Origin of the sequence: Brucella sp. TWI559 (assembly GCF_039674265.1) — a bacterium.
In the GTDB taxonomy this organism is placed as follows: domain Bacteria; phylum Pseudomonadota; class Alphaproteobacteria; order Rhizobiales; family Rhizobiaceae; genus Brucella; species Brucella chromiisoli.
Genome location: NZ_JBDJNE010000002.1, coordinates 114618 through 135241, shown reverse-complemented (window position 1 = coordinate 135241; position 20624 = coordinate 114618). Strand labels below are relative to the sequence as shown.

The window sequence follows — 20624 nt, the reverse complement described above, 5'->3', positions numbered from 1 at the left end:
TATGAATATTCGGTCTCAAAGCCTATTCATGGTGCGCATTGTGGGGAATGATTGAAACATCGCCGTAAACGACTGCACGCTGCGAAATGATGGAATTTGCGAATTCTTTTACAGCTTTTGCTTCGCCGCGAAGCAGGCTCACCTCAAGGCACAGGTCTTCGTTGAGATGAACATGCAGGGACGCCAGCGACATATGATGATGCTCATGGTGCGATGTGGTCAGCTTTTTCGCCAGATCACGCGCTTCATGCTGATACACATAGCTTAAGACGCCAACGCATTCGGTCATCGCATCAGATGCAATTGCCGTGTCTTTTATACTTGCCCGAACAAGATCGCGCACGGCCTCCGAGCGGTTGGCGTAGCCTTTTAAAGCAATCAAAGCGTCCAGTTCTGTCATAAGATCATCATCGACAGTGATGGTAATTCTTTGCATCGGCTTAACGCTCCATTGCAATTAGATTCGGCACAATCCGTATTGTGCAGATAATCTTAAAAATTGCGATGCCTTGTACCGACTTGTCTGGACGGCCCTCAATAGCAGCAGCGGATAATTGATGGATTGCTTTCCGCAGCAGACTGACTTCTTTGTTTTAACGCGCATCGTGTCCCGAAAGCCAGTTTCCGCCTTTCGGGAGCGCTCTAACCGTCATTGTAAAGTCGCCCCTCGCCCTGCATCTGATCGATAGGGGCGCTCATTCTAGCCCGAAATCCGGAAGGAGCATAATCGGCCTCGACATTGCCTGTTCCCATAAGACCCATTCGGATGAGTTTTGACCCAAAGCCAATTTTGCCAGGCTTGGTTATTTCAGGCCCACCCGTCTCACACCAATTCAGAAGCAGCGTGGACGTTCCCTCATGATCAGCGGTATTCCAGCAGATGGAAATACGCCCAGCATCATTGGATAATGCACCGTATTTGATAGCATTTGTCGTCAGTTCGTGGATCAAAAGCGACACTGAACTTGCAGCTTTCGGCCCGATAAAAATGTCGCTGCCTTCAACATCAACACGCTGATCAACACCGAGTGCAGCAGTAATTTCAGCGATGATCTGTGCCAATGACCCACTTGAACTTTTTCCAAACTGCAAGACATTATGCGCACTGCTTAACGCAAAAAGGCGTCTGGAAAATGCGTTAAGTTCGTCTTCATTATCCTGGCTTTTAAAGGTCTGGCTGGCGATTGCGCTGACAATGCTAAAAGTATTTTTTATGCGATGCGCAAGCTCGGCATTCATGATCCGCGCATTTTTCTCGGCCTCAACTTTTCCAGTCGTTTCAATGACAGTGTCCATCATGCCGCCAACGCTGCCATCTTCATTTAAAATCGGGCTGTAGCAGAAGGTGAAATAACACTGTTCATCAAAGCCCGAACGATTAACGAGCAACGGAAAGTCTTCAATAAACGTGGCCTCTCCCCGCATCGCCCTTTCGGCTATCGGCCCAATATCCTCCCATACTTCAGCCCAAATTTCATTGAATGGCTGGCCCATGCAGTTCTGCTTGTCGCGAAGAATTGTTCTGAAAGCATCGTTGTAAAACGTGATAAATTCCGGCCCCCAGGCAATGGCTTTCGGAAAATGCGACGCCAGCATCATCTGAACTGCTGTCTTAAGCGGGCGCGGCCAGCTTTCCGGCTGGCCCAACGGATTCTTTGACCAATCTATTCTTTTGATTTCTTCAACCGCTTCACCCGCTATAGGAATGAAGAAAAACCTGTCTTTCAATGGGGGCACCCTTCTCGATTACCAAATGTGCTCGAAAGCGCCAGAGAGCGAAGGTTTTTGCCTTAGGAAAGTGGCGAAGCAAGGACTCCAATAACATATTAGCAATTATACTGATAACTAATATTTCAGCATGAACTCCCACATTTCTTATCGCTCAGCGTAGAAGCCTATTGTTCAACAGGCTTCTGCTGCGCCGCCTTATCAGGTTGAATATAAAGCGTTTCAGATGAGAATGCGAAGTCGGCACCATGCGCATGCACGATTTCGATGATCTTGAGATAGACCTCTTGCTGTGCCTGAAGCCAATCAGCCCAACGGGTCGTTTTCGTGAAACAATAGACCATGATATTGAGCGATGAATCTGCAAACGCATCGAAATAAACCAACAGACTCTGTGTCTGATCGATTTTTTGGTTGGCCTTGAGCATCGACCTTATGTCGTCGACAACCCCGGCAATTTTGTCACCATCTTCGTATCGCAAACCAATCGTCGTATTAATGCGCCTGTTGGTCATGCGGCCCGGATTTTCAACGCTGATCGTCGAAAAGGCTGCATTGGGAACATAGAGCGGACGATTGTCGAAGGTTTTGATCTTGGTAAGTCGCCAGCCAATTTCCACAACGGTGCCTTCAATATTCCGATCTGGCGAGCTGATCCAATCGCCAATGCTGAACGGGCGATCAAAATAAAGCATCACGCCCGAAAAAAGATTGCTCAGAACATCTTTGCCGGCCACGCCGATAGCGATGCCACCGATGCCACCAAAAGCGAGCAGGCCGGAAAGACCAATCCCGAATTGCTCCCCGAACAGTAGCATCAAAATCAGGAATATTGCCAGTTTTAATATGCGCGCAACCATACGTGCGGACGTCACGTCATTGCCGCGGTCAATCTGGCTATGGGTCAAACGGTTGATCAACTGGAAGAGCTGCTGCATGGCGATCAGAGCCATGAAGAAGGTCGACAGGGTATTGATGAGTTCCGGTGTGATCGCGGTTATTTTGTAATCCGCAAGCAACATATAGGCGACCTGCCTGAACGTCATGATCAAGCCGAACATTGCCGCCACAAATGTGAGATGGGCGATAATACTTCTCGACCACCCCTTTTTATGCCGGATGAGAAACCAGAACACGAAGGCGGCAACGGTTAAAAGCAGAATAATACCCGCAGCTATCCAGTATTTCGCCATTTTACCCCGTCTCCCGCATGCCTGTTTTCACTTACTGCGCAGACACAACGCCCGGCAGGCTTGTGCTTGATGTCAACGCACCTGTGAAAAACGCAAGATTGGCAGCAGCAATCAATGCTGCCGCATGAGCATCCGTTTGCGCCAGCTTTGCATCCAGCAGAGAATTGTTCGTCTCATTCACCACCGTAATCGTACCCAATCCATTTTTATAGGATTCAAGTGCAGCGTCAAAAGCTGTGGCAGATGTCTGAACCAGTACATTGGCGGCCTTGTTTGCCGCCAGAGCCGTTTTCAGACTATTGGATGCAAGAACAATTTCCGCAACCGCATCAAGTTGCACGCGACGAAAAGTTTCTGTTGCTGCACTGTGCGTGGATTGCGCATTCTTGAGCTGCGCCGCACGCAGTCCTCCGTCATAAAGGGGCATTGTCGCGCCAACGAGAATGCCCATGCCCGACGACTGATTACCGATTGTTGGCAGGCTTCCGGCGTTGAAACTGTTGGATGTGGAAGCAAGCGCACCCGCCACAAAGACTTTCGGCAAGAACTCCGCCTGCGCCACCTTGATCCCGGAATTACTGGCCTGCAAAGCAGCGTAACTTGCAATAAGATCGGGTCGCCGCGACAAAGCTGTTTCTACAACCGATTGTGTCACGCCATCAAATTTTGAAGGCAGCGGTCTGTTCATTGAACTCTCAACATTGATGTTCAACATGGCATTGACGCCCATTGACGCCAGAAGCGCCTGATAAAGGGTCTGCTGCTGCCCCTCTGCCTTAACGAGCCTCAATTCCGACTGCGCAACCTGCTGTTTGGCGAGCGCAAGCTCAACTGTTGTCGCTCGTCCTTCATTGAGCTTGGCCTGAACCGCCGCAAGAACGGCCTTGCTGTTACGCAAGGTCTGTTGCGCGATGCGGTGGCCAGCCACTGCGGCGCTATATTCATAATATGTTCGTGTAACATCGAAGATCAGTTTCTGATGCATCGCATTGAACGTGACATTGGCTGCAAACGAAACCTGTTTTGCAGCCTCTGCCAATGCTGCCCGCTGGCCAAAATCGAAAACCAGCCATTGCAAGGCAAGAGAGGGTGATACGCCTTTCAGCGTCGTATTGACGTCACGCTCACCGATAAGCGGGACATCGACGGGTGTTGAGGTTCTTTGCACGCCGCCAATAACATTGGCAGAGATGATCGGCAGCATTGTCGCTTCGACCATTCCGACAGCAAGGGCCGCCTGCCGCGCTTTTTCCCACGCATTGCGGGTACCCGGATTGCTGCGCTGCGCGAGGTCGATCAACTGCGCCAGATCGTAAGAAGGTCGCGTATCAACTACCACAGGGCTGGAAATCAAAGCCAGCTCCGGATTGGAAGGAACACTAAAATCTTTCGTCCGCGATGGCGCATTGGCGGGCGAGCCTTTGTGCTGATCGGCCTTCCACGGCTGATCAGGTGCCGATGGCGCCAGCTTCAAAGCATCGGTCGCACAACCACTAAGCACGAAACCAAAAGCTGAAAGAAACGCTATGGAGGCTGGAGCAGAAGACTTTCTCATGCCTTACCACCTGCCAAAAGAGCTTCCATATGCGCAAGATGCTTATCGATTTTGTTTGCCCCCTCATTTTCTGCGTCCTCGGCAGAATACGCCTGCTTTTCCAGTGAAATTTCGCTTTGTATGCCATCGGATTTTATGCGCAATGAGAGCGCATTCAATCTTTCAACAGCATCAGGCATGACCTGATCGGAAAAGTAGACTTCCTTGTTAAGTGAAGCAAGCTGATCGGCAAAGCCATCAAAGGTTTTTTCAAGTTTCTCTGATGGACGAAGGGCCGCAGGCTCAAAAGGCAGCAGATAAAAGCAATAACGCACTTCATCAAGCAGACGCTCTGTTTCGGCGGCAGTGTTGATCATCTCCATTCGTTCGTCCGGTGCAACCGATGCAATTTCAGCTATCTTTCGCGCAGCATCGGAGAGACGCTGGCGAATGACGGTGACAACCGGCGCAGGCCAGATCAGCGTCGAGACCAGATAAACCGCAAAATTCCCGACCAGGATACCGATAATACGGTCGCGCGCCGTGTCCATATCGGTGGTCGGGCCGAAGCCCTGCAAGACGGTCAAAGTGAATGCCAGGCCGATCTGTACGCCACCATAGGACACTTTTTCACTGCCTGCAGAGACCCATGCGGCGAGAAGTGCCACCGCAAAGACCAGAACCATGAGACTGCCAACAGATTCAAGTTGCGGCATAAGAAATATAAGCGACGCAATGCCAATAGCAGCACCGACAAGACAGCCGGTGATGCGCAAAGTCAGCTTATGGATTGTATCACCCGCCGTACCCAGGGAAGCGACATAGCAAGTGACCATCGCCGTATGGATGCCCTGCCAGTTAATCGCCGCATAAAACACATAGCAGAGGATCGCCGCCAAAGTCGTTTTAAGCGCAAAACGTTGATAGATGGGATTGGTAAAAGCGTCTGCAGCAAAGAACGAGTCGCCAGAACCTTTTCTATAATCGGTTTTTTCGCTCCCAGCGATATTTCTAAGCGCCTGTAAGATACCCGCCTCCTGCCTTTGGGCAGACGTGTCAGGCATCGCTTCGGGCGGTGGAAGCGGTGCGTCTTTATCAAGCGCATCGACCATTTTATCGATTTGCCCGGCATAATGCTGGCGTTTCTCAGCTGAGAGATCAGCGGGAAGCGCAGAGGCTGCAAAAAGCAATTGATAAGAAGCGGTAATATCCGTCTGAATGTGGGCCAGTCTTTTTTTCGTGGTCTGATGCAATATTTTAACAAGCATCGAACGTTTGTTCTCGTCTTCGTTGGCGGCCCCAAGCTTTTCCCGCAACAAAGGGTTCATGATGGGATTGTTGTCTGCGAGCACCTTGCGCGCCACCAGCAGGCGTTCACGCAACTCCTCGCGCAGCAGTGTCAGGCTCCAGCGCCCGAAAAACAGGCTAAAGCCTGCAATCACAAACATCGGCAGGATGGCCATTTCCCATGCATATCGCAAAGCAAGCGAAATCACGCCATTGATCGGGACTTCATTCACAAGGCTGAGAATAAAGGCAATGATCAGCGCGACAATGCTGCCCCCTTCGCCAAGCTTGCTGGCAGCACCAAGGAAAATGAATATAAATGAGACGGCGATCATCACGAGAATGCGCAGCAATGCGGATTCAACGGTCCATGCTAGCACCGGCACCATCAAAGCCACCAGCAGTGTAATGGCAATGATGGCAGCGGTTGCAACAACGGTGTTTTCGGCTCCGTCGGCTTTCATGAGGAAGATAACAAGGTAGCAGCTAATAGCCGATTCCGGGATGTGAAACATCATCGCGATGCCTGCCACAAGGGCGCAAACCGCTGCAACACGCCATGCGGTTGCCATGCGGCCCGGAAAAGGCGCCAGATCCGCTAGAGTTTCGCGGATTGCGTCCCAGAGCGTGTCGTTAACACTCGTTGCCATTATGCACTGTCACAACGGCTGATGCGCCGGAGCGTGTCAGCTCGGCTGGCGGATCAATCAGTTTTACGCGCACTGGAAACCGTTGCGCAATTCTCACCCAGTTCAGGTTCTTCGGCACATAAGGCAGGTTGCGTGGTATATTGATGAGATCTTCCGATGAAACGCCCCAACCGATACCTTCAACACGGCCTTTGACGACAATCGAACTGTCGGCAAGAATTCGCACCTGCGCGCAGCTTCCCACCTTGATTCCGCCCAGCTCGGTTTCCGGGAACGTAGCGGATGCATACCAGCTTGAAGTATCGATCAATGTGAACAGAGACTGCCCCGGCGCAATGATCTGACCGGTCCCGTTGAGAACACTCACAATTCTACCATCATGCGGTGCCGTGACCACAGCATTATCCAGATTGTGCTGCGCCAGTGCGAGTGCGGCCTGCCTTGCTCGGACCAACGCCTGCGCGCTATCCAGCGTACCGACAATTGTTGTTGCGGCCTCAGCCTGCTTGACTGCCTGTGCCAGACTGATCTGCGCATCATTGCGCAGGGTCTTCGCATCATCAACCTGCTGCCGCGTGACATAGCCTTTGGGACTGAGTGCTTCAAGGCGCTTGAGCGTGGCTTCTGCAAGATCCAGATTTGTTCGCGCACGCACCACTTGCTGGTCGGCTATCTGGGCATTTTGTGATTCAGCACGCACGGCGCGCCTTTGTGAATCAAGTGCCGCCTCTGCAATTGCAAGATCAGCCGCCGTCTGATCTACGAGAAGTTTAAGCGGCACCGGGTCGATTGAGAAAAGTATATCGCCTTTTTTGACTTCCTGATTTTCTTTAACATTTATTGAAATAACCTTGCCGGGAACCGTTGCAGCAATATTAACAATATTGGCACCAATAACGGCATCGTTTGAAAGCGGATTCTGATTGGCCTCACGCAGGTAAAGCCATGCCAACACAAAGGCGACAATGATCAGAATGCCGGTGAGCAGAACGCCAACCGTACTGAATTCTCTTTTGCTATAAGCGTTATTTTCCATGCTCATCGACCATACACAAAAAGCGCGAGGCCGCAGGCGATCGCGATAACCATTGCAGTATAGGCAGTCAGGCGAAACGGAAGAATATCATCAAGACCAATGCGGATCATAATCACCCGCACCAAAATAGTGATCACTATCGCAATGAAAAGACAGAGCATCCAAGATGGGAAATATGCCCCTAACAAAGAAAATGACGGACCTGACACCGGTTATAGGTCTCCGCTAACTACGCTGCCCACGCCTCAGCGTTACAGATTCTTATTTCTATTTCATAGTTACGGTAAGCTCATAACGGCTGCAAGAAGCAAATCTCGACTTCGTTATTTTATGCTCTCAAAAAAGCACTTGATCGCGCCACAGCTAACCCTCGGAGCGATCGGTGCTTAAGCTCAGGACCGTCTCATACTAAAAGATAATAAACGGATCAAACGATTCAGTTCATCATACCTACGTGAGAAAGTGTGCGGAAGTTGGAGGAGAACATTCGCGCACGTCAGCAAAAATGCTGTTGGGAGGACTCTTATGTCAGTTTCATCAAGTGCCAAGGTCGGCACGCAAAAAATGACGCGCGAAGAAAAGAAGGTGATTTTCGCTTCTTCGCTCGGCACAGTTTTTGAATGGTATGATTTTTATCTTTACGGAACACTGGCTGCTTTCATTGGTGCCGCGTTCTTCAATGAATATCCGGAAACAACCCGTAACATCTTCGTTTTGCTCGCCTTTGCAGCCGGTTTTCTTGTGCGTCCGTTCGGCGCGCTGGTTTTCGGACGCATCGGCGATCTGGTGGGACGTAAATATACGTTCCTTGTTACCATCGTCATCATGGGCGCTTCGACCTTTCTCGTCGGCATTCTGCCGGGATCGGCAACGATTGGCATTGTCGCGCCGGCGATCCTGATCATCCTGCGCATGTTGCAGGGGTTGGCGCTGGGCGGTGAATATGGTGGTGCTGCAACCTATGTTGCCGAACACGCACCCAATGGCCGCCGTGGCTTCTACACATCATGGATTCAGACAACGGCTACGTTGGGCTTGTTCCTTTCGCTTATGGTCATTCTGAGCATTCAGAATGTGATGACCACCGAATCCTTCGCAGCATGGGGCTGGCGTATTCCGTTCCTGGTTTCGATCGTTCTTTTGGGTATCTCCGTCTGGATCCGCTTGCAGATGAGCGAATCCCCCGCCTTCAAGAAAATGAAGGAAGAAGGCAAGACATCAAAAGCACCGCTGACCGAAGCTTTCGGACAGTGGAAGAATGCAAAAATTGCCCTGATTGCCCTTTTCGGTCTTACCGCAGGACAGGCTGTTGTCTGGTATAGCGGCCAGTTTTACGCTCTGTTCTTCTTGCAGAACGTACTCAAAGTTGAAAACCAATCAGCAAATATCATGGTCGCAACGGCCCTGGTTATAGGCACTGGATTTTTCGTCGTGTTCGGCTGGTTGTCGGATAAGATTGGCCGTAAGCCAATCATCATGGCAGGACTGGCTTTGGCAGCCGTCACCTACTTCCCGCTGTTCAAAGCGCTCACTCAGGCTGCCAATCCGGCGCTTGCACATGCGGAACAGACGATCAGTGCAACGGTAACGGCCGCACCTGGCGACTGTAACTTCCAGTTCAACGCAACCGGAACGTCAAAATTCACCAGCTCTTGCGATATTGCAACAAGCTTCCTATCGCGCAGTGCTGTGCCTTATGATGTCGTGACTGGTCCTGCCGGACAGGTTGCAACCGTCAAAATCGGCGTTTCAACCATAACATCTTTCGATGCCAATGCAGCCGGAGCGGATGCAAAAGCAAAGCAGGCAGCTCTGACCCACGACATCAATCTGGCGCTTCAGAAGGCTGGCTGGCCATTGGTACGCAACCCGGCAAAGGTTGCAGACTCGAAGCTTGATGCTTTCATTGCTGCAAATCCCGAGCTTGCTCTGGATGCAGGAGCGGTTCGCGCAGGTGAAAGCACAACAATGACCAATGCGGAATTGGTCAAGGCCAACATCGTCACTCAGATTGAAGCGGATGCAGCAGGTGAACCAAGCCAGGCGGTTTATACCATCCCGAATGCAGGTACATTCAAGATGGTTGCCGATCCGGCACAGATCAACTGGACAATGACAATCGCAATCCTGACCGTTCTCGTGATCTACGTCACGATGGTTTACGGACCGATCGCCGCTATCCTGGTCGAAATGTTCCCGACCCGCATTCGCTACACCGGTATGTCGCTGCCTTATCATATTGGTAACGGCTGGTTCGGTGGTCTTCTGCCAGCCACTGTCTTCGCGATGAGTGCAGCAAAGGGCGATATTTACTACGGTCTCTGGTATCCAATTATCATCGCAACGATCACGCTCGTCATCGGCATCCTCTTTGTGAAGGAAACCAAGGACGTTGACCTGAACAAAGTAGAGTAGGCGCGGCCTTCTCTACAAATGAAAACGCCGTCCCACCGGGCGGCGTTTTTTTTGGAGCATTTCCAGCAAAAGTGCGAAGCGGCTTTGCGTGGGATAATGCGTGAAAACAAACAGATAGAGCATTTTCAACCATTCAATCAAAATAGGAAATGCTCGCGCAGCGGTCTTAGCAGATTCACAATTTGGCTTGACCGAAGTCAACAAAAAAGCCGCTGCGCGATCTTTGCGCAGCGGCTTTTTTTTGTAACCAGACAATCAGCAATTAAGCTGAAAGCGCCTTGAACTTCGCGAGAATTGCATCGCCCATTTCGACCGTGCCAATCTTTGTTGTGCCGTCCGACCAGATGTCGGCAGTGCGCAAGCCATCATCAAGAACGCCAGCAATTGCGGCTTCCAGACGGTCGGCTTCATCGATCAAATTGAACGAGTAGCGCAGGCACATGGCCAAAGATGCGATCATTGCGATTGGATTTGCAACGCCCTGACCAGCAATATCAGGTGCCGAGCCATGTACAGGCTCATAAAGCGCTTTGCGCTTTCCGGTTTTGGCATCAGCCGCACCAAGCGAAGCCGATGGCAGCATGCCCAGAGAACCGGTCAGCATCGCTGCAACGTCGGAAAGCATATCGCCAAACAGGTTGTCAGTAACGATGACATCAAATTGCTTTGGCCAACGAACAAGCTGCATACCGCCGGCATCAGCCAGCATATGCTCGAGTTCAACGTCGGCATGTTTTTCCTTGTGACGTGCGGTGACGACCTGATTCCACAACACGCCCGATTTCATCACGTTGCGCTTTTCCATCGACGTAACCTTGTTACGGCGCGTGCGCGCAAGTTCAAAAGCCACATCGGCGATGCGTTCGATTTCGTAGGTGTCATAAACCTGCGTATCGATACCGCGCTTCTGTCCATTGCCCAGATCGATAATTTCCTTCGGCTCGCCGAAGTAAACGCCACCGGTCAGCTCACGCAGAATCAGAATATCGAGGCCTTCGATGACTTCCGGCTTCAACGACGATGAATGCGCAAGTGCTGGATAGCAGATTGCCGGGCGAAGATTGGCATAAAGAGCCAAATCCTTACGCAAACGCAGAAGACCTGCTTCCGGGCGGACTTCATATGGTACGCTATCCCACTTAGGACCGCCAACAGCACCAAAAAGTACGGCATCGGCAGCAAGCGCCTTTTCCATATCCGCATCGGAAATTGCCTGGCCATATGCATCATAGGCCGAACCACCAACCAAGCCCTCATCGGTTTCAAAACCGAGATTGAGACCTGAATTGAGGAAATCGATGATCTTGCGGACCTCAGCCATTGCTTCAGGACCGATACCATCGCCGGGCAGGAGAAGGAGTTTTCTGGATGCCATTATGCCAAGCCTCTGTTTTTTCTCAGATAACAACGGATAAAATTTAACGTCCGCTATCTCTTTTTAGAGAGCGTTTCAATCTGGTTTTATCAGATCAGCACGTCTCAACCATTTGTTTTTAAACTGCACCCTGACTGAAAACCGCTTCACACTTTTCAAGATGCACCTTAAAGTTCCGCGAGGGTTATAGAACCCCCTCGCCTGGCAATCAACAACGGTAGTGCGAAATTTATGAAAAAGAACTGAGGATATGTAGAAATTATATAACAGCTTTTGACATCATGGGGCGCCGACCAAAACCATCTATTCGAGAGCGCGCGCTTCCGATGGCAGCATGATCGGAATACCGCCCCGAACCGGATAGGCTAGCTTGGCTTTCTCCGAAATAAGCTCGCTGTTTTCCGCATCATATTGAAGCACACCCTTGGTCAGCGGACATACAAGCAATTCAAGCAGCTTCACATCAAGATTGCCGGTATTTTCATTCTCAACCATTGGTCTTTCCTCAATATTCATTGCAGGCGTGAGCCATAATCATCCTTGATTTTGGCCAATACCATTTCTGTAATCGCGATCAGGGTTGCAGCACGCGTTTTCAAATCCGGCGCTTCCAGAAGCGCTTGTTTTTCGGCAGGTCCGAAAGGCGACATCATCGACAATGCATTAACCAAAGTATCATTGGCTGCACGCGAAATGCTCTCCCAATCAGCCTCCAGATTATGCACTTCAAGATAATCCTTGAATGCACCCAAAAGCGCATCACGATCAATTTCGCCCAGATCACGCGGGTCTTCCAAGTCGGCCAGAAATGGCGCAATGCGGCATTGGCGATAGGGCTTGCGGCTATTCACTTCTTCCAGCACGCGAAATCGGCAAATACCCTGAAGCGTAATAAGCACGCGTCCATCACCGGTTTCAGAATAAGTAGTGATGCGTCCAAGGCATCCGACCTGACTTAACGGCGGACGAGCGGCTTCATCGAACTTATCGCGATCATCCTCCTCACTATCATCCGTGTCACTCTCGTCAATGTGCGGCTGGATCATTGCGATAATGCGTTTTCCGGCAAGCGCGTCTTCCACCATTTCCAGATAGCGCGGCTCGAAAATATTGAGCGGCAACTGTCCACCAGGCAAAAGAAGCGCACCCGTTAATGGAAACACGGGTACCAGATCCGGTATATCAGCGCCCGTCCGATAACGGGCATTGCCCACCTGCATTACACTCTCCCTCTGTTCATGGCATCCCGCTCAGGAAAACAGGAGCGATGAAAGCTTGCGGCGTGCGCCAAGCGTCGCCGGGTCCATATTGCCCCAGGCTTCAAAAAACTGAAGAAGCTGCTTGCGCGCGCCATCCTCATTCCAGCTACGATCCGCTTTCATAATTGAAAGCAATTCATCAGCTGCCTCTTCCCGACGCCCCTGCGCATTGCGCACCTGCGCCAGATCAAACCGCGCCTGATAATCCTTTGGATCGGCTTGCACCCGACGCTCAAGTTCGACCGGATCACCAATAAGCTTAACCTGATCAGCCAGTGCAAGACGCGCTTCGATTGCACGCACAGCCGCCACATCAAGCTTGTCTTGCGGAAGGCTTGCCAGTGTTTCGCGCGCCTTATTGGCATCACCCGATTCAAGCAGACATGTCGCAAGACCAACGACCGCATCCACATTATTGGGAGCCACCTGCAAGATCGATGAGAATATCTGCGCGGCTTGAACGAAATCGCCTGCTTGCACAAGCTCATTGGCTGCATTGACAGCTTCTGTGATTGCCGCTTCCTGATCGCTCGGACCACCGATCTTGGCGATAAATTCCTTGACCTTTGAATCCGGCAAGGCGCCCATAAAACCATCGGCGGGCTGGCCGTTGACGAAAGCAATAACAGCAGGAATGGACTGAATACCGAGCTGGCCTGCGATTGACGGATGATCGTCAATATTCATTTTCACTAGCTTCACCGCGCCGCCTGCTGCACGAACGGCGTTTTCAAGAATTGGGGTCAATTGCTTGCACGGCCCGCACCAGGGCGCCCAGAAATCAACCAGAACCGGCTGATTGCGCGATTCTGCCACCACATCCACCTGAAACCCTGCAGTGGTTGTATCCTTGATAAGATCGTTGCTACCGCCGGGTGTCGTTGTTGACCCAAACGACACATTGCCACTCATCTGTCCGCTTGCACTTGAATAAGGATTGTTCTGGCTCGTCATCGGATATTCCTTATATCTTCCCGCTCACATATAGGGCAGCAGCATGTCGGTTTCGATACGTCAATGCATATTGTCTATCGCTATTTTCAAGCCGCGCCCCCGCTGTAAACAGTTTATACCGAAGATGCGGCCTTGGCATCCTCTGAAACAGCAAGAATACGCGGCTCATGTCCGGTTGCGGCAAGAAAGCGGATCAGATCATCGCGCTTAATGGAGGTTGTCGCCTCATTGGTCAAAGGATGACCATTGATCATGTCATTTTCCATCAGGCTTGCGTCGAGGATGATCTGAACTTTGTGCCCAGTATCATTCACCGCACCAAACACTGTCACACTGCCCGGAACAACGCCCAGATATTCCATCAGCTTCTCCGGTTTGCCAAACGATACACGACCGGCAGCTCCGATAACCTGATGGATCGATTTAAGGTCGACCACGGCATTTTCATCTACCGTTACCAGAAAGAAATTGTCCTTCTTGTCTTTAAGAAAGAGGTTCTTGGTGTGACCGCCTGCGATTTCACCACGCAGGCTCTGAGAATCGGCAACCGTGAACAAGGGCGGATGCTGCACGGTCTTAACCTCAATATCGAGGTTCTTCAGATAATCATGAAGTTGATGCGATGTCAGAGGCATGCTGATCCCTATTTCAAAAATGAGCAGACAGTTTCGACGTGCTTTATGTAAGGTTTCTATACTCTTAGTGCAAAACCAAGGCCGAGCGAAAGCCGAAGATTCGCGGATCGTCGCAAATGAATCGCCACACGCAGACATTATCAACCCGCAGAAGTGGAAACCACCAGGTGATAGATGCAAAAGTTGCACTTGCCACCTGTCCCTCGCGCACTCCAAAAGCTACTTTAAACGAAATTATATCTTTTAATTCAATACCTTGAATAAAACCCGGCTAAATAATTCAACGAAAGAGCATTTTCATCGAATTTCCCTGTTGCAATCTCAAATGTGTTGGTCCATATAGCGCTTGCCTAACGGAAACGACTTCTCTCTCAGAGAAGACTGGCGCGAGCGGGTGTAGCTCAGGGGTAGAGCACAACCTTGCCAAGGTTGGGGTCGAGGGTTCGAATCCCTTCGCCCGCTCCAGTTTTTCCGTTAAGTATAGGCAACAAAACCCCGGCTTTGTCCGGGATTTTTGCTTTTCAGTGTCGGATAAGCTACTAAATTATTCCCGCGATAACGGCAATTTACTTCCTGCAAGGTGCCGCTCAGTCAGTGCGCGTTCCTCAACAATTGAGTAGCGGAAGCGGAACAATTTTGCAGGCCGTCCGCCTGTTTCACTGTCACTCTCTCCAGTTTCTTCAACAAGATCCTGTTGTTCAATCAGTCTCCTGAAATTCTGTTTATGGAGACGCAAGCCTGCCAGCGCCTCAACCGTTCGCTGAAGCTGAAAAAGCGTAAACGTGTCCGGCATCAATTCAAAGACAACGGGGCGGTATTTGATCTTGGCACGCAACCTTGCAATAGCCGTCGCAAGAATACGACGATGGTCAGCAAACATATGCTGACCGTTTTCAGAGCCAACCGTGCTGGCCTCATGCACAAGACCAGCTTCATAGAGAAGTTCATAGCGCTGAAGCACAAGGTCTTCATTCCAACGCTCATCATTCAGGCCGAAGGAAAAGGCAATACGCCGCAAACGCTGTGCAGTCAGCGCAGGCGATGAAGTCTGTTCTGCCCAAACACGAAGATCATTGCTAAGATGCCTGACGATCTCGGGCACACCCTGACGGTGATCTTCCCACGGCAAATAATCATACCAACCATGCCAACCGGCATAACCATCACCACCGTAATATTCACGAACAAGGCCGAGATAACTAATTGAAATCGTTCGCTCACCAAGCTTATGTCTGTCACGATCCGCAAATGTATAAAGCTGCTCCAGATAGCCAACCGGATGAGCGGTTTCTTTCTGAACCCACGCCCGCAGGCCAGATTGTAATGATCGGTGTTCTGATTCAAACGGGCCGGATGGCAAAGCCCTGCCCTGATGAACTGTCATCACGCGTGGCTGCTCACCTGTGACAGCAGTTAAAACTGCAATCAGTTCGGTATGGGCAATATCATCAGTCAACGCAGCAACTTCTTTCTTCACTCAATAACTGACGGCATAAAGAACCGTATGAAATGGTTGTGCGTTGGATACTGCATAAAATCAATTCAAAAGCTTGCCGTACAAAAAAGCTAGAGCGTGTCGCGCTTAATCGCACCTAATATGCCCGCTCTATTTTCGTGTTTTTACGCATGACGTTCTCGGATCGTAGCGGGAATAAAAATCAGTCCGGTGAACCGATTTGCCCACAAAGGCGGTTCCCACTTTTCTGCAACATGCTTTATCCGCCATAAAAAACGCCGCCCGGTGGGCGGCGTCTCATTAGGGCTTATCTAAGCAGATTATGGTGTAACGTCGAAGCCGAACCACTTTTCGGAAAGCTTCTTAATCGTGCCGTCAGCCTTGGCAGCTTCGATGGCTTCGTTGAACTTCTGCTTGAGTTCAGGCTCGTTCTTGCGAATACCAACGGCAACGCCGCGACCTAAAATTCCACCCTTGAAGTAAGGACCGGTCATAACGATGTCTTCATTGCCCGGCTTCTTGGCTGCATCCGAAAGGTAAGCCAATGAAGCAACAATCAGATCGACGCGGCCCGACTTGAGGTCGAGGTCATGCTGGTCGGTCGTCTTGTATTCACGGATATCTGTCGAATCTTTAAAATATTTGTCCAACAGTGAAAGACCCAGCGACGCAGTCTGAACGCCTACTGTGCGACCCTTGATTTCAGCCGCAACTTCATCAATCACTTTCTGGGAAGCAGCTTCGTCCTTGGCAAGATAAAGCGTTTCACCAGTATGCGTAAGCTTCGCAAACGGGCTGTCCTTCAGCGTTGCGAAAGTCTGTGGCGTCAGACCGTAGGAAACGGTGAAATCGATGGTTTCTTCACGCTTTGGCGTAGCAGTCAGACCAGCCATGATCGCATCGAACTTGCCAGCATTGAGCGCTGGAATAATGCCGTCGAAAGGCTGCGCGACCAGCGTGCATTCAACCTTCATGCGCGCACAGAGATCCTTGTAGAGATCAACTTCGTAGCCATCCAGTGTGCCATCTGGCTTGGTGAAGTTATACGGACGGAAAGCGCCTTCCGTAGCGATCGTGATCTTGTCCCACTTCTTTTCTTCTGCATGCGCAGAAGCGGTGGTGAGAACGAGTGCAGAAACGAACAGGGCTTTGAACAATCCCGTGGTCTTCATTGGACTTACCTTACGCAGTTTAATTGCTAATATGCCTTTTGGCACAAATCAGCATTGTTTGAAATGATCAGGCTGCATTTTCGTGGCTGATAAACTTGCGGAAACGCTCGGATTTCGAGTTTCCGAACACTTCTTCAGGCGCGCCATCTTCTTCGACCAGTCCCTGGTGGAAAAACACAACGCGATTGGATACATCACGCGCAAAGCCCATTTCGTGCGTGACAACCAGCATCGTGCGGCCTTCTTCAGCAAGCCCTCGCATAACGCGCAACACTTCGCCGACCAGTTCTGGATCAAGCGCCGAAGTTGGCTCGTCAAACAGCATTACTTTCGGCTTCATCGCAAGCGCACGCGCAATGGCCGCACGCTGCTGCTGACCGCCGGAAAGATGCGCTGGATAAAAATCGCGCTTGTCGGCGATACCAACCTTGGCCAGAAGCGCTTCCGCTTCTTCCACACATTCAGCGCGCGAACGGCCCTGCACATAGATCGGCGCTTCAATGATATTTTCGAGAATGGTCTTGTGGGACCAGAGATTGAAGCTCTGGAAAACCATGCCAAGCTCAGAACGGATGCGCGAGACCTGCTTCTTGTCGGCCGGATAGGCTTCGCCCTTTGAGTTCTTGGCCATGCGAATGGTCTCACCGGAAACAGTCACCGTACCGGAAGTTGGAATTTCCAACAGATTGATGCAACGCAGGAAAGTCGATTTGCCTGATCCTGAAGAACCGAGGATCGAAATGACTTCACCTTCGCGCGCTTCCAGAGATATACCCTTAAGCACTTCATTGGTACCGAAGCTTTTGCGCAGATTTTCAACTTTCAACGCCAAAGGGGCATTGGGAGATATGATTTTACTCACGATGTTTTTCCTTCGGTGGTGATCCTGACGACGGGCTGGCGCAGATAAGGTGTAAGCTTGTATTCAGCAAACATAAGCAAACGTGTCAGAACGAAGTTGATAGCGAGGTAGATAGCACCCGCAATAACAAACACTTCAATCGCGCGATAAGATTCAGCGATCAGCTTGGCAGCGATGCCGGTCACTTCCATCAGAGTAATGATCGAGGCCAGCGATGTTGCCTTCACCATGGAGATCATTTCATTGCCATAGCCGGGCAAAGCCTGACGGATTGCCAGCGGCATGACGATGCGGCGGAAGCAGGTGAAACGCGACATGCCACAAGCTTTCGCAGCTTCGATCTGGCCAGTGGGCACGGATAGAAGACCGCCGCGAATAATTTCGCTGGCATAGGCTGCATTGTTCAAGGTCAGTGCAATGATCGCACACCAGTACGGCTCGCGCAGGATCGGCCAGAGGAAAGAATAACGCACCGCCGGAAACTGGCTGAGGCCGTAATAGATAATGAAGATTTGCACCAGCAGCGGCGTACCGCGAAATACAAACACGTAAAGGCGGGCAATCCAGTCGAGAACAGTTATGCCCGAAAGACGCATCAAGGCAAAAAGCAAAGCCAGCACAGCGCCAAAGACAATCGAACTGGCAGCAAGTTGAAGGGTCAGCGGAACGCCGCCAATCATCTGCATGAAGGCTTCTGAATAGAATTGAAAGTTCATGATGCTCTCCGCACGCCGCGCGAGAAGTGACGTTCAGCTTTCTGCAGGATGGTGCCGGAAACCGACGAAATCAGCAAATAAAGCGCACCGGCAATGAGGTAGAAATTGAAGGGCAATCCCGTCGATCCAGCGCCGATCTGTGCCTGACGAAGAATATCAACAACACCCACAACCGAGATCAGAGCCGACTCTTTCAACGCCACCTGCCACACATTGCCAAGGCCCGGAAGTGCATGGCGAAGCGCGAGCGGCGCAATGATGCGGCGGAATTTGAGCGCCTGTCCCATGCCGCACGCTGAGGCTGCTTCAAGCTCGCCCTTGGAGACCGCACGGAATGCGCCGCGAAAGACTTCCGTGTGATGCGCACCGCATGAGATACCGATGGCCAGCACACCGGCGAGGAATGCCGGAAAGCCGACAAAACCCTGCGCACCAAAGAAATGACCGATCGCCGTTACAGCGGCGCTGCCGCCAAAATAAAACAGATAGATCACCAGCAGATCAGGAATACCGCGAATAATGGTGGTGTAAGCATCGGCAATCGAGCGCAGTGTACGCCCACCGGAAATTTTCGCCCAGGCTGCGAATACGCCGATGACAGCGCCCAGCAGATAACCCAGAACAGACAGCGCCACCGTGACCAGCACCGCCATCATCAGAACATGGCCCCAGCCATCCGGTCCAAAGCTCAGAATATCGAGAAAAGCCTTCATGATGCCTCAAGCCGCTTAGGAGATAAGGAAATAAACGTCATCTGTTTTCCGGGTCATTCTTTCAGGCAGGTGCTTTGTTGATCGGAGGTGGGCAAGGCTGGTTGAACATTATCCGGGATTGGACTCACAAAGACGGCTCCATTGAGCATCGTTTATGATCTTGTTTGACTTTTGCAATCTGCTCCGGGTTGCGGAACAGTTCTGCGGCCGTACTTCTCATAATTTTGCGCCGCAGGCAGTTTACCCTGCGCAACCATCTGCCATGAATGAAGCGGCGTGCCGATTGCGCATGTTGCACCGCGCATCTGCACAGTTGGAACAACCCAGCTAACGCTGCCAATATCCGTGGAGCCCACGAGCGACTGATCACGCCTAATCGTACCCAATACGCTCGCTCTATCTTCTTGTTTTACGCATGTCGTTCTCGGAAAACCGGTTCCCACTTTTCCGCGACATGCTTTAGAGCTACTCCAAACTTGTGGCAACAGATATAAGCGAAATTGCACAAAACACTCACCAGAAGCGACATAATGGTTAGCACCAATGCTCACCTTGATAAGAAAGACATCATATTGCGGAAATCGATTCCAAAAAAAATCCGGCGAAACCAGTTTCGCCGGATTTTATTGCGTGTCAGCTTCGCTTAAAAATCCCAGTCTTCGTCTTCAGTCGCGACTGCCTTGCCAATCACATAAGAAGAGCCTGAGCCTGAGAAGAAGTCATGGTTCTCGTCGGCATTCGGAGAAAGCGCCGAAAGGATCGCCGGATTGACCTTGCAGGCTTCCGCCGGAAACAGGGCTTCATAGCCAAGGTTCATCAGAGCCTTGTTTGCATTGTAATGCAGAAACTTCTTCACGTCTTCGGTCAGACCCACGCCATCATAAAGCGCTTCGGTATAACGCACTTCATTGTCATAAAGCTCCAACAACAGATCGAAGGCAAAATCCTTGATCTCCTGCTTTTTGGTTTCATCAAGCTTCTCAAGCGCGCGCTGATACTTATAGCCGATATAATAACCATGAACGGCTTCATCGCGGATGATCAGGCGGATGAGGTCAGCCGTGTTGGTGAGCTTGGCGCGGCTCGACCAGTACATCGGCAGATAGAAGCCCGAATAGAACAGGAAGCTTTCCAGAAACACGCTGGCAATCTTCTTCTTGAGCGGATCTTCAGCGTTATAATTTTCGAGGATCAGCTGCGACTTCCTTTGCAGGAATTCGTTTTCTTCCGACCAGCGATAGGCATCATCCACATCGGGCGTTAAGCACAGTGTCGAAAAGATCGACGAGTAAGACCGTGCATGAACCGCTTCCATGAAGGAAATGTTCGACAAAACAGCTTCTTCATGCGGCGTTGAGGCATCCTCCATAAGTGTCACAGCACCAACGGCGTTCTGGATCGTATCCAGAAGCGTCAGACCTGTGAACACGCGGATGGTGAGCTGCTTTTCTTCGGCTTTGAGCGTTTCCCACGACTGGATATCGTTGGAGAGCGGCACCTTTTCCGGCAGCCAGAAATTGCCGGTCAGACGGTTCCAGACTTCGAGGTCTTTGTCGTCTTCGATCCGGTTCCAGTTGATGGCCCGCACGACCGCCGGCTTTTTCGCATTGTTGTTTTTAAACTGCATATTCATTTGTCT

Annotated in this window: 19 protein-coding genes, 1 tRNA gene and 1 pseudogene; 2 read left to right on the top strand and 19 right to left on the bottom strand. The window is 51.0% G+C overall.

Annotation, left to right across the window (positions count from 1 at the left end):
* Positions 1-22: 22 nt before the first annotated feature.
* The 7 genes from nikR to ABE530_RS04660 all read right to left on the bottom strand — a co-directional run bounded on the left by nikR (position 23) and on the right by ABE530_RS04660 (position 7637).
* Positions 23-436, bottom strand: a complete 414-nt coding sequence (nikR, locus tag ABE530_RS04690; protein WP_265985817.1) for a nickel-responsive transcriptional regulator NikR — start codon at positions 434-436, stop codon at positions 23-25.
* Positions 437-642: 206 nt separating this feature from the next.
* Positions 643-1728 (bottom strand): PAS domain-containing HWE histidine kinase family protein, encoded by a 1086-nt coding sequence (locus ABE530_RS04685; protein ID WP_396998485.1) that lies wholly within the window; start codon positions 1726-1728, stop codon positions 643-645.
* Positions 1729-1895: 167 nt separating this feature from the next.
* Positions 1896-2921 (bottom strand): mechanosensitive ion channel family protein, encoded by a 1026-nt coding sequence (locus ABE530_RS04680; protein WP_499693763.1) that lies wholly within the window; start codon positions 2919-2921, stop codon positions 1896-1898.
* Positions 2922-2952: 31 nt separating this feature from the next.
* Positions 2953-4476 carry a TolC family protein gene (locus ABE530_RS04675; RefSeq protein WP_499693762.1) on the bottom strand — a complete coding sequence of 508 codons (1524 nt, stop codon included), beginning with the start codon at positions 4474-4476 and terminating at the stop codon, positions 2953-2955.
* Positions 4473-6392 (bottom strand): FUSC family protein, encoded by a 1920-nt coding sequence (locus ABE530_RS04670; RefSeq protein WP_499693761.1) that lies wholly within the window; start codon positions 6390-6392, stop codon positions 4473-4475. The genes ABE530_RS04675 and ABE530_RS04670 overlap by 4 nt, the downstream gene beginning before the upstream one ends.
* Complete coding sequence (gene mdtN, locus ABE530_RS04665) at positions 6376-7428, bottom strand: multidrug transporter subunit MdtN (RefSeq protein WP_499693760.1); 1053 nt, start codon at positions 7426-7428, stop codon at positions 6376-6378. Before mdtN ends, ABE530_RS04670 begins: the two co-directional genes overlap by 17 nt.
* Before the next feature lie 2 nt (positions 7429-7430).
* A complete protein-coding gene (locus ABE530_RS04660) occupies positions 7431-7637 on the bottom strand; it encodes a YtcA family lipoprotein (protein ID WP_265985822.1) in 207 nt (68 codons plus the stop codon).
* A gap of 316 nt (positions 7638-7953) precedes the next feature.
* Here ABE530_RS04660 and ABE530_RS04655 point away from each other — a divergent pair, with 316 nt between their 5' ends.
* The gene (locus tag ABE530_RS04655; protein WP_499693759.1) at positions 7954-9843 is read left to right on the top strand and encodes an MFS transporter; all 1890 of its coding nucleotides are present in this window, start codon (positions 7954-7956) and stop codon (positions 9841-9843) included.
* Positions 9844-10105: 262 nt separating this feature from the next.
* On the opposite strand, the gene leuB is transcribed toward ABE530_RS04655, so the two are convergent.
* From leuB to ABE530_RS04630, 5 genes are all read right to left on the bottom strand, one after another.
* Entirely contained in the window at positions 10106-11218 is a 1113-nt protein-coding gene (leuB, locus tag ABE530_RS04650; RefSeq protein ID WP_265985824.1) for a 3-isopropylmalate dehydrogenase, read from the bottom strand.
* 303 nt (positions 11219-11521) lie between these two features.
* Entirely contained in the window at positions 11522-11713 is a 192-nt protein-coding gene (locus ABE530_RS04645; RefSeq protein WP_265985825.1) for a Trm112 family protein, read from the bottom strand.
* Between the two features lie 17 nt (positions 11714-11730).
* Positions 11731-12438 (bottom strand): LON peptidase substrate-binding domain-containing protein, encoded by a 708-nt coding sequence (locus ABE530_RS04640; RefSeq protein WP_499693758.1) that lies wholly within the window; start codon positions 12436-12438, stop codon positions 11731-11733.
* Between the two features lie 30 nt (positions 12439-12468).
* Complete coding sequence (trxA, locus tag ABE530_RS04635) at positions 12469-13431, bottom strand: thioredoxin (RefSeq protein ID WP_499693757.1); 963 nt, start codon at positions 13429-13431, stop codon at positions 12469-12471.
* Positions 13432-13544: 113 nt separating this feature from the next.
* Positions 13545-14066 (bottom strand): prolyl-tRNA synthetase associated domain-containing protein, encoded by a 522-nt coding sequence (locus tag ABE530_RS04630; protein WP_499693756.1) that lies wholly within the window; start codon positions 14064-14066, stop codon positions 13545-13547.
* A gap of 390 nt (positions 14067-14456) precedes the next feature.
* Between ABE530_RS04630 and ABE530_RS04625 the strand changes: the two genes are divergently transcribed.
* Positions 14457-14531: transfer RNA gene (locus ABE530_RS04625), tRNA-Gly, on the top strand.
* Positions 14532-14610: 79 nt separating this feature from the next.
* On the opposite strand, the gene ABE530_RS04620 is transcribed toward ABE530_RS04625, so the two are convergent.
* The 7 genes and pseudogenes from ABE530_RS04620 to nrdF all read right to left on the bottom strand — a co-directional run bounded on the left by ABE530_RS04620 (position 14611) and on the right by nrdF (position 20618).
* Positions 14611-15522, bottom strand: coding sequence for an NUDIX hydrolase (locus ABE530_RS04620; RefSeq protein ID WP_499693755.1), 912 nt, complete (start codon positions 15520-15522; stop codon positions 14611-14613).
* Positions 15523-15842: 320 nt separating this feature from the next.
* Entirely contained in the window at positions 15843-16694 is an 852-nt protein-coding gene (locus ABE530_RS04615; protein ID WP_499693754.1) for a transporter substrate-binding domain-containing protein, read from the bottom strand.
* Between the two features lie 67 nt (positions 16695-16761).
* Positions 16762-17556, bottom strand: a complete 795-nt coding sequence (locus tag ABE530_RS04610) for an ABC transporter ATP-binding protein (protein WP_323054577.1) — start codon at positions 17554-17556, stop codon at positions 16762-16764.
* Complete coding sequence (locus ABE530_RS04605; RefSeq protein ID WP_499693753.1) at positions 17553-18272, bottom strand: ABC transporter permease; 720 nt, start codon at positions 18270-18272, stop codon at positions 17553-17555. The genes ABE530_RS04610 and ABE530_RS04605 overlap by 4 nt, the downstream gene beginning before the upstream one ends.
* A complete protein-coding gene (locus ABE530_RS04600) occupies positions 18269-18985 on the bottom strand; it encodes an ABC transporter permease (RefSeq protein ID WP_499693752.1) in 717 nt (238 codons plus the stop codon). The genes ABE530_RS04605 and ABE530_RS04600 overlap by 4 nt, the downstream gene beginning before the upstream one ends.
* Positions 18986-19038: 53 nt before the next feature.
* A pseudogene (locus tag ABE530_RS04595) lies at positions 19039-19353 on the bottom strand (amidohydrolase); the annotation flags it as partial.
* Between the two features lie 275 nt (positions 19354-19628).
* A complete protein-coding gene (gene nrdF, locus ABE530_RS04590; protein WP_265986821.1) occupies positions 19629-20618 on the bottom strand; it encodes a class 1b ribonucleoside-diphosphate reductase subunit beta in 990 nt (329 codons plus the stop codon).
* Positions 20619-20624 lie beyond the last annotated feature (6 nt).